The 14,301-nt window shown below is 73.7% G+C and carries 12 protein-coding genes and 1 pseudogene; 8 read left to right on the forward strand and 5 right to left on the reverse strand.

The window, feature by feature from the left end; genetic code table 11:
• Positions 1–346: pseudogene (locus GTW08_RS01715) on the forward strand (hypothetical protein); the annotation flags it as partial.
• Complete coding sequence (gene pcaD, locus GTW08_RS31385; RefSeq protein ID WP_237453455.1) at positions 343–1,704, forward strand: 3-oxoadipate enol-lactonase; 1,362 nt, start codon at positions 343–345, stop codon at positions 1,702–1,704. The pseudogene GTW08_RS01715 and the gene pcaD, both read left to right, overlap by 4 nt.
• A 158-nt stretch (positions 1,705–1,862) precedes the next feature.
• Here pcaD and GTW08_RS01730 read toward each other — a convergent pair whose 3' ends face one another.
• Positions 1,863–2,789 carry a LysR substrate-binding domain-containing protein gene (locus tag GTW08_RS01730; RefSeq protein ID WP_073577356.1) on the reverse strand — a complete coding sequence of 309 codons (927 nt, stop codon included), beginning with the start codon at positions 2,787–2,789 and terminating at the stop codon, positions 1,863–1,865.
• Between the two features lie 107 nt (positions 2,790–2,896).
• On the opposite strand from GTW08_RS01730, the gene solA reads away from it, so the two are divergent.
• From solA to GTW08_RS01750, 4 genes are read left to right on the forward strand one after another with little or no spacing between them, the layout of a single operon-like run.
• A complete protein-coding gene (solA, locus tag GTW08_RS01735) occupies positions 2,897–4,081 on the forward strand; it encodes an N-methyl-L-tryptophan oxidase (protein ID WP_073577357.1) in 1,185 nt (394 codons plus the stop codon).
• A gap of 32 nt (positions 4,082–4,113) precedes the next feature.
• Entirely contained in the window at positions 4,114–5,445 is a 1,332-nt protein-coding gene (locus GTW08_RS01740; protein WP_083658956.1) for an aromatic ring-hydroxylating oxygenase subunit alpha, read from the forward strand.
• A gap of 39 nt (positions 5,446–5,484) precedes the next feature.
• Complete coding sequence (locus tag GTW08_RS01745; protein WP_073577469.1) at positions 5,485–5,946, forward strand: MarR family transcriptional regulator; 462 nt, start codon at positions 5,485–5,487, stop codon at positions 5,944–5,946.
• On the forward strand, positions 5,943–6,629 hold the full coding sequence (locus GTW08_RS01750; RefSeq protein WP_073577358.1) for an SDR family oxidoreductase: 687 nt from the start codon (positions 5,943–5,945) through the stop codon (positions 6,627–6,629). Before GTW08_RS01745 ends, GTW08_RS01750 begins: the two co-directional genes overlap by 4 nt.
• A 19-nt stretch (positions 6,630–6,648) precedes the next feature.
• On the opposite strand, the gene GTW08_RS01755 is transcribed toward GTW08_RS01750, so the two are convergent.
• The 3 genes from GTW08_RS01755 to GTW08_RS01765 form a co-directional block, all read right to left on the reverse strand.
• Entirely contained in the window at positions 6,649–9,012 is a 2,364-nt protein-coding gene (locus GTW08_RS01755; RefSeq protein ID WP_161151303.1) for an FdhF/YdeP family oxidoreductase, read from the reverse strand.
• A gap of 422 nt (positions 9,013–9,434) precedes the next feature.
• The gene (locus tag GTW08_RS01760) at positions 9,435–10,445 is read right to left on the reverse strand and encodes a phosphotransferase family protein (protein WP_073577360.1); all 1,011 of its coding nucleotides are present in this window, start codon (positions 10,443–10,445) and stop codon (positions 9,435–9,437) included.
• The gene (locus GTW08_RS01765) at positions 10,442–11,623 is read right to left on the reverse strand and encodes an acyl-CoA dehydrogenase family protein (protein ID WP_073577361.1); all 1,182 of its coding nucleotides are present in this window, start codon (positions 11,621–11,623) and stop codon (positions 10,442–10,444) included. Before GTW08_RS01765 ends, GTW08_RS01760 begins: the two co-directional genes overlap by 4 nt.
• A gap of 106 nt (positions 11,624–11,729) precedes the next feature.
• Between GTW08_RS01765 and GTW08_RS01770 the strand changes: the two genes are divergently transcribed.
• Positions 11,730–12,314, forward strand: coding sequence for a TetR/AcrR family transcriptional regulator (locus GTW08_RS01770; RefSeq protein ID WP_073577362.1), 585 nt, complete (start codon positions 11,730–11,732; stop codon positions 12,312–12,314).
• A gap of 289 nt (positions 12,315–12,603) precedes the next feature.
• Entirely contained in the window at positions 12,604–13,671 is a 1,068-nt protein-coding gene (locus tag GTW08_RS01775) for an ABC transporter ATP-binding protein (RefSeq protein WP_073577363.1), read from the forward strand.
• Between the two features lie 72 nt (positions 13,672–13,743).
• On the opposite strand, the gene GTW08_RS01780 is transcribed toward GTW08_RS01775, so the two are convergent.
• A partial coding sequence (locus tag GTW08_RS01780) for an ethanolamine ammonia-lyase light chain EutC (protein WP_161151304.1) occupies positions 13,744–14,301 on the reverse strand: 558 nt, incomplete at its 5' end.

Below are 14,301 nucleotides of genomic sequence, written 5' to 3' on the forward strand. Positions count from 1 at the left end.
CGGCTTCTCCACCCACGTGGTGCCGCTGCTGCGCGTGGTCGACGCCCCGTGCTCGTCCACCCACGCCCGGCGGTGCATCCGGTCGGGCCGGCTCGACGCCGCGGCGCGGGCCCTCGGCCGCCCGCACCGGGTCGACGGCGCGCGCCGCGGTGACGTCGTCCGTCCCGAGCCCGGGACGGCGCTCCCACCGCCCGGCCGCTACCACGGCCTCGTCGACGGCAGGGCGGCCGACGTCGAGGTGCTGCCCGACGGGCAGGTGCGGATCGTCGCGGCCGCGGGGGACCGGCCGTCACCGGACGGCCCGGTCTCGGTCGTCTTCGCCGGGGACGGCGGCGCGCTCCGATGACCACCGCGGAGCAGCGCCTCGCCCGGCTGGAGGCCATCGAGGAGATCCGGGCCCTCGACGCGCGCTACTGCCGGGCCCTCGACGACGGCGACTGGGACACCCTGGTCTCGCTGTTCACCGACGACGGCGAGTTCGTCGGCCTCCGCCACGTACGGGGCCCGGTCGGTCTGCGCCGCTTCTTCGCCGGCCTGGCCCGTGAGGGGCTCACCTCGTTCTGGCACCACGTGTCCAACCTGGAGGTCGAGCTGGACGACGACACCGTCGACGGCGAGCCCGCGGCGGCGCGTGTCCACTCGCTGCTGTGGCAGCCCTGCGTCCGCGACGGGGTGCCGCACGTGGCCGCCGGTCGCTACGACGACCGCGTCGTGCGACTCGACGGTGGGTGGCGCTACCGGCGCAAACGCGTCTCGTTCGACTACTTCGCCCCGCTCGCCGACGGCTGGGAGAAGGGCGTGTTCAGCGTCGAGGACGCGGCCGCGACCTTCCGGGCGGGCGCGTCCGAACCGGAGGTCGAGTTCGTCCACGCCCCGATCGACCTCGCGCACCGGATCGACGGCCGCGAGGGTGCCCCCGTCCTCGTGCTCGGACCGTCGCTGGGCACCGACCTGCACCTGTTCGACGAGCAGGTCGACGCCCTGGCCGACGACTTCCGCATCGTGCGCTACGACCTGCCCGGGCACGGTGCGAGCCCGGCACCCGCCGGGCCGTACACGATGGCCGGCCTCGCGCGCGACGTCGTCGCGCTGCTCGACCGGCTCGCCATCGACCGCGCCCACTACGCGGGGGTCTCGATCGGCGGCGCCATCGGCCAGCAGATCGTCCTCGACCACCCGGGCCGTCTCGAGACCCTCACGGTGATCGCCTCGGCCGCGCGCTTCGCCGAACCCTCCAGCTGGCCGGCGCGTGCGCAGGAGGTCCGCGCGAAGGGGACGGCCGCGATGATCACGAGCCGGGCCGGGGTCTGGTTCACCCACGACTTCGTGCGCACCCGCAACGAGGAGGCCGTCCGTCTGCTGCGGATGCTCGGAGCGACCGACCCGGAGGGCTACGCCGGATGCTGCGAGGCGATCGGCGCCTTCGACGTCCGGCGACGGCTGGCGGAGATCACCGTCCCGACACTCGTGATCGCCGGTGGCGCCGACCCGGCCACGCCGCCGGAGATGGCGAAGATCGTCGCCCACGGGGTGGCGGACGGGCGCTACGTCGTCATCGACGGGGCCGCGCACCTCACCAACGTGGAGGCGCCCGGTCGGGTCACCGCGCTGGTGCGGAGCTTCGCCTCCGGCCTGCGCGGCGGCACCGCCCCGATACCGGGCGGGGGAGAGATTCGAGGAGGTCGGCGTGCGAGCCACTCCTGATCGTGGCGGGTACCGTCGCCGCGTGCTGCCGCTGGCCGCGGCCCCTCCGCACGACCAGGACCCGGTCCGCGATGCTCGGTCCGGAGGGGCCCGCCGTCGTCACGCGCTGGACGGTGTCCCACCGGAACGGCCGGGTCGGTAGGCCGGGATCCGGGCGGTCAGGTCGCGGCGAGCCGGTCGGCCAGCTCTCGGCACACCTCGTCCAGGGTCGCCAGCCCGGCGGCCACCGTGGGCCGGTGCCGCGCACCGGCGCGGACCGCGGCGACCACCCGGCGGATCGGCACCGGCGGCGTGCCGATCCGGATGCGCCGGGTCTCGTGCCGGGCCGGGACGTCGGCCAGGCGGGGGACCAGCGCGACGCCGAACCCGCGGGAGACGAGCGCGGCGCCGGTGTCCCACTCGTCGGCGTGGTGGGCGATGTCGGGCGTGAACCCCGCGCCGGCGCAGGCCATCGTCACGAGCTGGTGGTAGGCGCGTCCCGGGTTGCTGCAGATCCACCGCTCCGCGGCCGTGTCGGCCAGCGCCACGTCCGCGCGTCCGACCAGCGGGTGGTCCGGGCCGACCAGCAGGTCCAGCGGCTCGTCGAACAGGGTCCGCTGGTCGAACGCCGGGTCGGTCACCGGCGGGAGGCTCGACGTCGCGACGACCACCACGATGTCGGTGTCACCCGCAGCGAGCAGGTCGAACGCCCGGGCCGGCTCGCACTCCCGCAGCTGCAGCTCCCACCCGGGGTGGGCGGTGCGCAGCCGTCCCAGCACCTCCGGCACGACGGCGGCCGCCGCGGTGGAGAACCCGCAGAACCGCAGCGCCCCGCCGGTGTCGCCGTCGCGGTGGGCCGCCAGGTCGGCCTGCGCCCGTTCCCACTGCGCCCGCAGCGTCTCGCCGTGCGCCAGCAGGGTCCGCGCCGCGGCGGTCAGGCGCACCCGTCGCCCGTCGGGTTCGAGCAGCGTCACCCCGAGCTCGCGGGCCAGCGCCTGCATCTGGTGCGAGGCGGACGACGGCGTCATCCGGCACACCTCGGCCGCCGCGGTCACCGTCCCGTGCCGGGCGATCGCGGCCAGCACCCCCAGCCTCCGGTCGATCATTCGCGGAACGTACAAGATTCCGGGTCCGATTCTGTGATGGACCTGAATGGTTTCCGGCGCCCACCCTGTCGTCGTCAGCACACCGCGGACCGGCAGGAGCACGACGGATGGGTGCGTACCGCGCGATCGTCATCGGCCTCGGGGGGCTCGGCTCGGCCACGCTGCACCGGCTCGCCACCGAGCTCGGGCCGGGGGTACTGGGCCTGGAGCAGTTCGCGCTCGGACACCACCGGGGCGCCTCCCAGGACCACTCGCGGATCATCCGGCTCGCCCAGCACCAGGACGCCTACGCCGCCCTGGCCGCACCCGCCTACCGGGCCTGGGCCGCCGTCGAGGAGGAGTCCGGTCAGCGGCTCGTCACCCGCACCGGCGGGCTGGTGATCGAGGACCGGGTCGCCCGCGCGGGCACCGCGACCGGCACCCGCAACATCGAGGGTTACACGGCGCTGTTCGACCGCCACGGCGTCGGCTACGAGCTGCTCGACGCCGACGCCCTCACCGGGCGCTGGCCCCAGTTCCGGACCTCCGGTGGTGAGCAGGCCCTCTACCAGGAGGAGTCCGGCATCGTCGACGCCGCGCGGGCGAACGCGGTGCACGTCGCGCTGGCCCGGGCGCACGGCGCCGAGGTCCGACCGCACACCCCGGTCCGGTCGATCCGGGCCGACGGCGGCGGGGTCGCGGTCGTCACCGACGGGGGCACCCTGCACGCCGACCGCGTCGTACTGGCCGCCGACGCCTGGACCAACCAGCTGCTCGCCGGGGTCGGGCTGCGGCTGCCGCTGACCGTGCTGCGCGAGCAGGTCACCTACTACGCGACCCCGCATCTGGCCGAGTTCTCGCCCGGCCGGTTCCCGGTGTTCATGTGGCACGGCGAGCACAACTTCTACGGCTTCCCGGTGTACGGCGAGGTCGCGACCAAGCTCGGTCAGCACATGGGCGGCGAGGAGACCACCGCCGACGGCCGCTCGTTCGATCCCGACCCGGTCCGCCGCGAGCGCTACGACGCCTTCCTCGCCCGGCACCTGCCGCGGTTCCGCGGTCCGGAGCTGTACTCGAGGACCTGTCTCTACACCGTCCCGCCGGACCAGGACTTCGTCCTCGACACCCTGCCCGGCACCCCGCAGGTCGTCGTCGCCATCGGGGCGGGGCACGCGTACAAGTTCGCCGCGCTGATCGGTGCGCTGCTCACCGACCTCGCTCTCGGGAAGGAGCCGGCGCATCCGGTCGACGCCTTCTCCGTCACCCGGCCCGCACTGACCGACCCCGCCTTTCCGCGCAGCTTCCACACCTGAGCCCGTCCGTCCCGCGACGAGAGGAGACCCCCGTGAGCATCGACCTCCCGGTCACCCCGGGCCCGGCGCCCGCCCCCCACGACGCCCTGCCCGCCCGGCCGGTCGACCCCGCCACGTTCGGCGACGAGGCCACCTACCGGCACACCCGCCTCCCCGTGGACCAGGCGTCGACCCTGCTGCCCGACGCCTACACCTCACCGGAGTTCTTCGCCCTCGAACGGGAGCGGGTGTTCGCGACCGGCTGGGTCGCGGTCGGCCTCACCGCCGACGTCGACCGGCACGGCGCCTGCGTCGTCGTCGAGGTCGCCGGGCGGTCGGTGATCGTCACCCGCAACCGGCACGGCGAGCTGCGCGCCTTCCACAACGTCTGCCGCCACCGCGCCACCCGGCTGCTCGACGCCGGGGCCCGCGAGGTCGGCAGGCGCGGCCGCATCCGCTGCCCGTACCACAGCTGGACCTACGACACCGACGGCGCGTGCCTGGGCACCCCGCTGTTCGAGGGCTCCGACGTCCCGGCCGGGCAGGAGCCCGTGTTCGACACCTCGGTCGCCACCGGCTTCGACCGCGCCGACCAGGCGCTGCTCCCCGTCGCCGTCGACAGCTGGGGGTTCCTGCTGTTCGTCCACCTCGGCCGCGACCCGGGCCCGCTGCGCGAGCAGCTCGGTGACCTGCCCGCCCGGTTCGCCGGCCACCGGCTGGAGACCTGGTCGCCCCGCCGTCGCCGCCGCTACGACGTCGCGGCCAACTACAAGCTCGTCGGCGAGAACTTCATGGAGTACTACCACCTGCCCTGGGTGCACCCCGAGCTCAACCGGGTCTCGCGGTTCTCCGACCACTACCGCTGGCAGGGCCCCGGCATGTACACGGGCATGTGCACCACCCCGGTGTCGCGCAACACCGAGGCCGGCGGCTGGGACGGCCCGGCGCCGCTGAGCACGCTCGGCCCCGGCGACGCGGACAGCGGCCGCTTCGTCTGGCTGTTCCCGAGCTGCGCGCTGGTGGTCCTGCCCAACCACGCCTTCGTGCTGTTCAACCGCCCGGTGGCGGCCGGCCGGACGGAGGAGACCGCGGTGCTGCTCACCCACCCCGAGTTCGTCGACGACGAGGACGGCCGCGCGGGGCTCGACCAGCTCGAGGCGTTCTGGGACCTGGTCAACCGCCAGGACCTGGAGATCGTCGAGCGGGTCCAGCAGGGCCTGGTGGACCCGGCCTTCCGCGGCGGCCGGATGTGCTTCCGCTTCGAGGAGCCCGTCCACCGCTTCCAGAACATGGTCGTCGACCGCATCGTCGGCCTCGACCGGGTCCCGGCCGGCGACGACGTCACCGCCGTGCGGATGTTCCCCGACCCGAACACTGTCGTCTGATACCTGTCGTGTGACAGCTATTGGATGTACCGTGACGGCGTGGACGACGACCAGGAGACCCGGCTGTTCGAGCTGGCCGACCGCATCCTCGCGGTCGGCAGGCTCATCCACGCGTCGAAGGAGCCCGCGTTCGCCGGGCAGAGCTGGACCCCGCTGGAGAGCGCGGTGATGCGCGTGGTCGACCGGGAGCCGGGCATCACCGCCGGTGCCGTCGCCCGGGCGACCCGGCTGATCTCCAGCAACACCAGCCGGGCGCTGCGCAACCTCGAGGCCAAGGGCCTGGTGCGGCGCGTGTCCGACCCCGACGACGCGCGCCGGGTCCGGCTGTACCCGACCGACCGCGCCGAGCAGAACCTGCGCGAGCTGCGTCGCATCTGGAGTGAGCTGCTCGCCGGGGTCGCGGACGAGCCCGCGGGGATCGACACGGCCGTCGTCCTGCTGCGCCGGATCGAGAACGGGCTCGCCGGCGACCCCCGCACCGACACCCAGGAGCAGACATGACCGACCGCACCGCACTCGTCGTCGGGGCCTCGCGCTCACTCGGGCTCGCCCTGGCGGGCGAACTCGCCGAGCGGGGGTTCGACGTCGTCGCCACCGTGCGTGGTGAGACCCCGGAGGCCCTCGCGGCACTCGCCGACCGGACCGGGCGGGTGACCGTCGAGCACCTCGACATCACCGACACCGGGCAGATCGACGCGCTGCGCGAGCGGCTCGGCGACCGCCGGATCGACCTGTTGTTCGTCAACGCCGGCATCACCGACGCCGACGTGCCGGCCGCTCAGGTGCCCACCGAGGTGTTCGTCGAGGTCATGGTGACCAACGCGCTGAGCCCGATGCGGGTCGTCGAGGGGCTCGCCCCGCTGGTCCCGCCCACCGGCACGATCGGGGTCATGTCGTCGCGGCAGGGCAGCATCGGGTTCAACACCCGGGGCGGGCACGAGGTCTACCGGGCGAGCAAGTCCGCGCTCAACCAGCTCATGCGCAGCTACGCCGCCCGGACGGCGCAGGACCCGCGCACCCTGCTGCTCCTGCACCCGGGGTGGGTGCAGACCGAGCTGGGCGGCCCCGGGGCCCGGCTGACCGTCGCGGAGAGCGCGCGCGGGGTGGCCGAGGTCCTGGTGGGCCACGCGCACGACGGCGGCCTGCAGTTCCTCGACCACACCGGAGCGGTCGTCCCCTGGTGAGCCCCGGCACGCCTCACGGTCAGGACAGGTGCGACACCTCCGGCCGGGACTTGTGGCCGTCGTCGTCGCCGACCGCTCCCTGGGCGCCCCGCGGGTCGCACTCCTCGCTCCCGGCCACGCCGAGCCGGACCACCACCGACTTCGACGCCGGCTGGTTGCTCTTCAGCGCGGTGGCGTCGAGCGGGACCAGCGGGTTCGTCTCCGGGTAGTACGCCGCCGCGGTACCCCGCGGGACGTCGTAGGCCACCAGGCGGAAGTCGGACGCGCAGCGCACGTGCTCGTCGCCCTCCCAGCGCGTGATCAGGTCCACGTGGTCGCCCTCGGAGTACCCGAGCGCCGCGATGTCCTCGCGGTGGCAGAACACGACCCGCCGTCCGCCCTCGATGCCGCGGTAGCGGTCCGACAGGCCGTAGATGGTGGTGTTGAACTGGTCGTGGCTGCGCAGGGTCTGGAGCAGCAGGTGCCCGTCGGGAACCTCCAGTACCTCGATCGGGGACACCTCGAACTCGCCGCGGCCGGACGCGGTCTCGAAGGTCCGCGAGTCCCGCGGCGGGTGCGGCAGGACGAACCCGCCGGGGCGGCGGACGTTCACCTCGTAGCTCTCGCACCCGGTCACGACGCGGGAGATGTGGTCGCGGATGCGGCGGTAGTCCCCGCGCATCGCCGCCCAGTCGATGCCGTACCGGTCGCCCAGGGTGGCCTCGGCGATCCCGGTGAGGATCGCGACCTCCGAGCGCAGGTGCGGGCTCGCCGGCGGCAGCGGGCCGCGGGACGAGTGCACGGAGCACGTGGAGTCCTCGACCGAGACGAACTGCGGTCCGGACTCCTGGACGTCGCGCTCGGTCCGCCCCAGGGTGGGCAGGATCAGCGCGGTCCGGCCGCCGTGCAGGTGCGACCGGTTGATCTTCGTCGAGATCTGCACGGTCAGCCGGGTGCCGCTCAGCGCCGCGGTCGTGACGTCGGTGTCCGGTGCGGCCTGCAGGAAGTTGCCGCCGAGGCCGACGAAGACCTTCACCCGGCGGTCGCGCATGGCCCGGATGCTGTCGACGGTGTCGAAACCGTGTGCGCGGGGCGGGTCGAACGCGAACTCGGTCTGCAGGGAGTCGAGGAAGGAGTCCGGGACGCGTTCCCAGATGCCCATGGTGCGGTCGCCCTGGACGTTGGAGTGGCCGCGGACCGGGAACAGCCCGGCGCCCGGACGACCGATGTTGCCCTGGGCCAGGGCGACGTTGACGACCTCCTTGATCGTCGCGACGCCGTTGCGGTGCTGGGTGAGGCCCATCGCCCAGCAGAAGACGGTCTTGCGCGAGTCCCGCAACAGGGCCGCGGCGCGGGTGATGTCGGCCCAGGACAGCCCGGTGGACCGGGTGACGGCGTCGCGATCGATCGAGGCGACGTGCTCGCGCCAGGCGTCGAAGCCGGTGGTGTGGCGGTCGAGGAACTCGTGGTCGAGGGCGTCCCACTCGACGAGCAGCGAGCCGATGGCCTGGAACAGCGCCAGATCGCCGTTGACCCGGACCGGCAGGTGCAGGTCGGACATGTCGGTACCGCGCCCGAGCACCCCCTGGGGGGTCTGCGGGTTCTTGAACCGCATCAGCCCGGCCTCGCGCAGCGGGTTGATCGTGAGGATCGTGGCGCCGTTCTTCTTGGCGTGCTCGAGCTGGGTCAGCATCCGCGGGTGGTTGGTGCCCGGGTTCTGCCCGGCGATGACGATGACGTCCGCCTCGAGCAGGTCGGGCAGCGTCACGCTGGCCTTGCCGATCCCGATCGACTCCTGCAGGGCGATCGAGGTCGACTCGTGGCACATGTTCGAGCAGTCCGGCAGGTTGTTCGTCCCGAACGCCCTGGCGAAGAGCTGGTAGACGAACGCGGCCTCGTTGGACGCCCGCCCGGAGGTGTAGAAGGTGGCCTCGCCGGGGTCGTCCAGGCCGTTCAGCTCGTCGGCGACGAGCCGGAACGCGTCGTCCCAGCCGATCGGCTCGTAGTGCGTGCCGCCGGGGCGTCGCACCATGGGGTGGGTGATCCGGCCCTGCTGACCGAGCCAGTACTCCGACCGGTCGTCGAGTTCGGCGACGCTGTGGCGGGCGAAGAACTCCGGTGTCGCCCGCCGCGTCGTCGCCTCCTCGGCGATCGCCTTCGCCCCGTTCTCGCAGAACTCGGCGACCGAGCGGTGCCCTGGGTCGGGGTCCGGCCAGGCGCAGCTGGTGCAGTCGAAGCCCTCGGCCTGGTTCAGCTTCAGCAGCGTGCGGGCGGTGCGGGACGGGCCCATCCGCTCCAGCGACCGCTTCATCGACACCGCGACGGCCGTCGCACCGACGGCGTGGTCCTCGGGCGACCCGACCTCCAGGTCGGCCTCCGAGTAGTCGTCGCTGTGTCCATCCATGGGGCAACCTCCACCGTCGACTGCTGGTGCCGCCGTGCCGGCGCCACACCCGTTGTGGAGGCCCTACCCGGCCGGTGGGATCCCAATCGTCCGAGGGCCCGATCGTGACTGCGTCGACGAGGTCTGCCCGGGCCGCCCAGCCGCCACGGCGACCGGGTCGTCGTCCCCGACACCATCGACGCGCGGGCGGCGTCCGGCCTCATGGGCACGCCGTGCGCGGCGCGGACGTGGGTCCCGACCTGCGGCGCGCGACCGGCGAGGTGCCGCTGAGCGGTGCGCTGCACGACGCCGGCCGTGAGTGCGTCCCGGGCTGCGGCGACGATCCCGCATGTCCGGGCGCTGCCGGAGGGCCCGCCCGCCGAGGTGCCCGACCGCCTGCTCGAGCACGCCGAGCACGAGCGGATCGACGCCGAGCCCGTGGATCAGCCGCAGGCGGCGAGCACACCGGCTGCTGCCAGCGGTGCGGTGGCCTCGCCGACCGTCGCGAAACCATCGCCGCGGGTGTCGCCGCGCAGGTGCCGGGCATGGATGCCCTCGGCGATGACGGCGACCTTGAGGTAGGCCAGGCCGAGGTGGAACGCCCAGTCCCGCGGCTCGCGCCCGGACGACGCGGCGTAGCGCTCCACGAGCTCGTCGGCACCCGGCATCCGGGGGCTGGTGGAGGCCGCGGCCCCGGCCAGGACCGGGGCGAACACGGGGTCGCCGTAGACGACGTGCAGGGCCAGGTCGGCCAGCGGGTCGCCGAGGGTGGCCATCTCCCAGTCGACCAGGGCGCGCACCACGGTGGGGTCGTCGCGGTCGAGGATGGCGTTGTCGATGCGGAAGTCCCCGTGCACGACGGCGTGGTCGCTCTCGGCCGGGCAGGTCGCCTCGAGCAGGCCGTGCAGGGTGTCGACGTCGGGCAGCTCGCGGGTGGCGACGCGCTGCCACTGGCCGTACCAGCGCTCGACCTGGCGGCGCAGGTACCCGGCGGGGCGGCCCAGCTCGGCCGGCGGACCGGTGGTGACGTCGACGGCGTGCAGCGCGGCGAGGGTGTCGACCAGGGAGAACGCGGTCGCCCGCACGCCTGCGTCGTCCAGGGCGGCGAGGTCGTCCTCGCTGCGCACCACGATCCCGTCGACGAACCCGGTGAGCGCGAACGGCACCCCCAGCACCGACTCGTCGGCCAGCGCCACCGCCGGTGCGACCGGGACCCCGGACCCGGCGAGGGCGGCGACGACCCGGTACTCGCGGCCCATGTCGTGCGCGGACGGGGTCAGCGTGCCGAGCGGGGGGCGGCGCAGGATCCAGACGTGCTCGCCGTCGGTGACCCGGTAGGTGAGGTTGGACCGCCCGCCCGAGACGAGTTCGGCGGTGACCCCGCCGCGGTAGCCGTCGACGTGCCGGCGCAGGAACGCGTCCAGCGCGGTCAGGTCCAGGCCGTCGGGGCTCATCGGGTGGCCCGCGCGACGGCGCGGCGGGCGATCGACCAGCGGTGGGTCTCCGAGGGGCCGTCGTAGATGCGGAACGGGCGCACCTCGCGCAGGAACCGGCCCAGCAGCACGTCCCCGGAGACGCCGCGGCCGCCGTTGAGCTGCAGGGCCCGGTCGACGACCCGCCACACGGCCTCCGCGGTGAAGGTCTTGGCGATCGAGACCTCCATCCCGGCGGGGCGGCCCTGGTCGAGCTCCCAGCAGGCGTGCAGGATCAGCCCGCGCGCGGCGGCGATGTCGATCTCGTTGTCGGCGATCATCGCCTGCGCCATCCCGAGGTCGGCCAGCCGCGACCCGAACACCTGCCGCTCCGTCGCCCAGGCCACGGCGATGTCCTGGGCGCGGCGCGCGATGCCCAGCCAGCGCATGCAGTGGGTCAACCGGGCCGGGCCGAGACGCACCTGGGCGTAGCGGTAGCCCTCGTCGACCTCACCCAGCACGGCGTCGTCGGTGACGCGGCAGTCGGAGAACTCGACCTCCAGGTGCCCGCCGTAGAGCGACTCGTCCAGCGTCGGGATGTGGCGGCCGATCGTCATGCCGGGGTTGTCGGCGTCGACGAGGAACATCGTCGCACCACCACGGTCGCCGGGCACGCCGCTGGTGCGGGCCATGACGATGGCGAACGCGGCGCCGTCGGCGCCGGTGATGAACCACTTCCGGCCGTCGATCCGCCAGCCGCCGTCGACCCGGGTGGCCGTGGTGGACAGCGCGTCGGGGTCGGACCCGGCGCCGGGGGAGGGCTCGGTCATCGCGAAGCACGAGCGCACGTCCCCGGCGGCGAGCGGGGCGAGGTAGCGGACCTTCTGGTCCTCCGAGGCGATCCGCTCGAGCAGGTGGATGTTGCCCTCGTCGGGGGCGGCGATGTTCAGCGCGATCGGGCCGAGCAGCGAGTAGCCGGCCTCGGTGAACACCGCGGCGCGGCCGCACATGTCCAGGCCGTGCCCGCCGAACTCGGGGGCGGCGTGCGGGGCGAACACGCCCGCGGCGCGGGCGGCGTCCTGCAGCCGGACCCGCTCCCCGTCCGACGGCAGGACGCCGCCGTGGGCCTCCTCGACCGGGACCACCACCTCCCGGACGAAGCGTGCCGTCCGCTCCGCGAGGTCCTGCACGTGCGCGTCCTGGGCGAGGTCGACCGCCATGTCTCCTCCATCGGCTAATGATTGTTAGCCATCTTGTAGCAGCATCGCGGCAGCCGAGGACAGCGTCGGGAGCCACATCTCACATCGCGGCTATAGACTGCTAGCCGTGCGGAGCGATCAGATCCGGTCGGCGGCGCTGGCGGAGTTCGCCCGCCGCGGCTACGAGGCGACGACGATGGCCGACATCGGAGCCGCCGTCGGGATCCGCGGGCCGAGCCTCTACAAGCACGTCCGCTCCAAGCAGGAGCTGCTCGCCTCGGTCATCGACGCCACCATGGACGCGCTGATCCGCGAGCACGACGCCGCGGTGGCCGGGATCGACGACCCGGTCGAACGGCTGCGCCGCGCCGTCGAGGCGCACGTGCGCTTCCACGCCCGGAACCGGGTGGAGGCCTTCGTCGGCAACCGGGAGCTGCGCAGCCTGACCGAACCGCACCGGTCGGAGATCCTCGCCAGACGTGCCGACTACGAGCAGCGCTTCCGGCGGCTGATCGCCGACGGTGCCGACGCCGGGGTGTTCTCGGTCGCGTCGCCGCAGCTCGCGTCGTACGCGATCCTCGACCAGGGGATGGGCGTCGCGGTGTGGTTCCGCGACGATGCGGGCCCGGGGGAGAACGAGGTCGCCTGGCAGCTCGCGGAGTTCGCGCTGCGCCTCGTCGGGGCCGGGTCCGCCGCGCTCAGGCCCCGGTGAACCGCGGCCGCCGGCGCTCGGCCGGCGCCCGCGCGCCCTCCAGGATCGGCATCCGGGCGCCCGGCCCTGGACCGCGGGGTGGGGACACGGACCGTCGTCGCCCGGGCCGGCGTGGTGTCCGCCGACGACGACCGGGTCACCGCCCTGCTCTACTTCACGCAGGAGGCCGCCCGCACCGGCGAGCCGCCGCACCACCGCGGGCCGCGCCGAGGTCACGGTCGAGCGGGTCGACGGCCGGTGGCTCGTGTCCGACCTGCGCAACTTCCAGGCGAGAAGGAGACGTGACCCCATGACGGGTGTCGAGGTGAAGGTCGAGGGGCTGACGAAGTCCTTCGGTCGGGCCAACATCTGGTCGGACGTGAGCCTGACGCTGCCCGCGGGCGAGGTGTCGGTGCTGCTCGGACCGTCGGGTACCGGTAAGTCGGTGTTCCTGAAGTCCCTGATCGGGCTGCTCAAGCCGGAGCGGGGATCGATCGTCATCGAGGGCGTCGACCTGTGCAAGTGCTCGGAGTCCGAGCTGTACGAGATCCGGAAGCTGTTCGGGGTGCTGTTCCAGGACGGTGCCTTGTTCGGGTCGATGAACCTGTTCGACAACATCGCGTTCCCGTTGCGGGAGCACACGCGTAAGTCGGAGTCGGCGATTCGGGACATCGTCATGGAGAAGATCGACATGGTCGGTCTGGTCGGTGCCGAGGGCAAGCTGCCGGGTGAGATCTCGGGCGGTATGCGTAAGCGGGCGGGGCTGGCGCGGGCGTTGGTGCTGGATCCGAAGATCATTCTTTTCGACGAGCCGGACTCGGGTCTGGACCCGGTGCGCACGGCGTATCTGAACCAGCTGATCATCGATCTGAACGCGATGACGGACTCGACGTTCCTGATCGTCACCCACGACATCAACTCGGCGCAGACGGTGCCGGACAACATCGGGCTGCTCTACCGCAAGCACCTGGCGATGTTCGGTCCGCGGGAGGTGTTGCTGACCTCCGACGAGCCGGTGGTGGCGCAGTTCCTGAACGGTCGTCGTGAGGGGCCGATCGGGATGTCGGAGGAGAAGGACGCCGCGCAGGCCGCCCGGGAGATGGAGGAGGCCGGCGGTGAGCTGGAGGGGCGTCCCGAGATGAAGCCGCAGCTCGTGGCCTCGACCGGGACGCCCGACCGGCAGGCGGTGCACCGCCGCCGTGAGCGGGTGCAGGCGATGCTGCACGAGTTGCCGGAGTCGGCGCAGGAGGCGATCCGGGAGCAGTACGCCGATGCCGACGCGGCGTCCACCGGCCCGTCGCCGGACGGGACGACCCGGCAGGAGGCGCGAGCGGGCGACGACTGGCCCACCGACGTCCACCCGCGGGTCAGCGGCTGACGGAGGGGGTCCTGGTTCATCCCGCCGCGCGCTTCGACGGGACGACGCGCAGGGAGACCTGCCGGTGCAGGCTCAGCTCCCGGCGTCTCCCGAGGGCAGCGCCGGGTCCGCTTTGAGCGCGACCCCGGACAGCTTGAGCCGCCGCGCCTCGCTCATCAGCAGGGCGAGCGTGGTCGCGGCGGCGGCGTAGCCGGTGCCGTGCGGCGGGCGGACGTTGGAGATGCAGTTGCGCTCGGAGTCGCGGCGGCCGCGGTGGGCGTCGTAGGTGAAGTACAGCCCGAGCGAGTCGACCGAGCTCATCCCCGGCCGCTCGCCGACGAGCACGACGACGTGCCGCGCCCCGACCGCGGTCGCGATCTCGTCGCCGAGCGCGACCCGGGCCTGGGTGGCGACGACGACCGGCGCCACCCGCCACCCGTCGAGCCGGTCGAGGATCTCGGCCAGCATTCCCGGGGCGTGCTCGGCGACCGCGCGGGGCGAGAGCCCGTCGGCGACGACGAGCACCACGTCGTGCTCCCCGCGCGGCAGGTCGGCGCCGTCGGCGAGGCGGCGGCCCAGGTCGGGCCGGGTCAGGTACTCGGTGCGGTCGGCCGGGGCCCCGGCGGCGCGCAGCGTGTCCACCCCGAGCGC

Source organism: Pseudonocardia sp. SID8383, assembly GCF_009864975.1.
GTDB lineage: Bacteria > Actinomycetota > Actinomycetes > Mycobacteriales > Pseudonocardiaceae > Pseudonocardia > Pseudonocardia alni.

Excerpts from the sequence above, each read along its gene's own strand:
- GTW08_RS01760 (WP_073577360.1), bottom strand. The coding sequence starts at position 10,445 with ATGAGCCCCGACGGCCTGGACCTGACCGCGCTGGACGCGTTCCTGCGC.
- solA (WP_073577357.1), top strand. The coding sequence starts at position 2,897 with ATGGGTGCGTACCGCGCGATCGTCATCGGCCTCGGGGGGCTCGGCTCG.
- GTW08_RS01775 (WP_073577363.1), top strand. The coding sequence starts at position 12,604 with ATGACGGGTGTCGAGGTGAAGGTCGAGGGGCTGACGAAGTCCTTCGGT.
- GTW08_RS01730 (WP_073577356.1), bottom strand. The coding sequence starts at position 2,789 with ATGATCGACCGGAGGCTGGGGGTGCTGGCCGCGATCGCCCGGCACGGG.
- GTW08_RS01750 (WP_073577358.1), top strand. The coding sequence starts at position 5,943 with ATGACCGACCGCACCGCACTCGTCGTCGGGGCCTCGCGCTCACTCGGG.
- pcaD (WP_237453455.1), top strand. The coding sequence starts at position 343 with ATGACCACCGCGGAGCAGCGCCTCGCCCGGCTGGAGGCCATCGAGGAG.
- GTW08_RS01765 (WP_073577361.1), bottom strand. The coding sequence starts at position 11,623 with ATGGCGGTCGACCTCGCCCAGGACGCGCACGTGCAGGACCTCGCGGAG.
- GTW08_RS01755 (WP_161151303.1), bottom strand. The coding sequence starts at position 9,012 with ATGGATGGACACAGCGACGACTACTCGGAGGCCGACCTGGAGGTCGGG.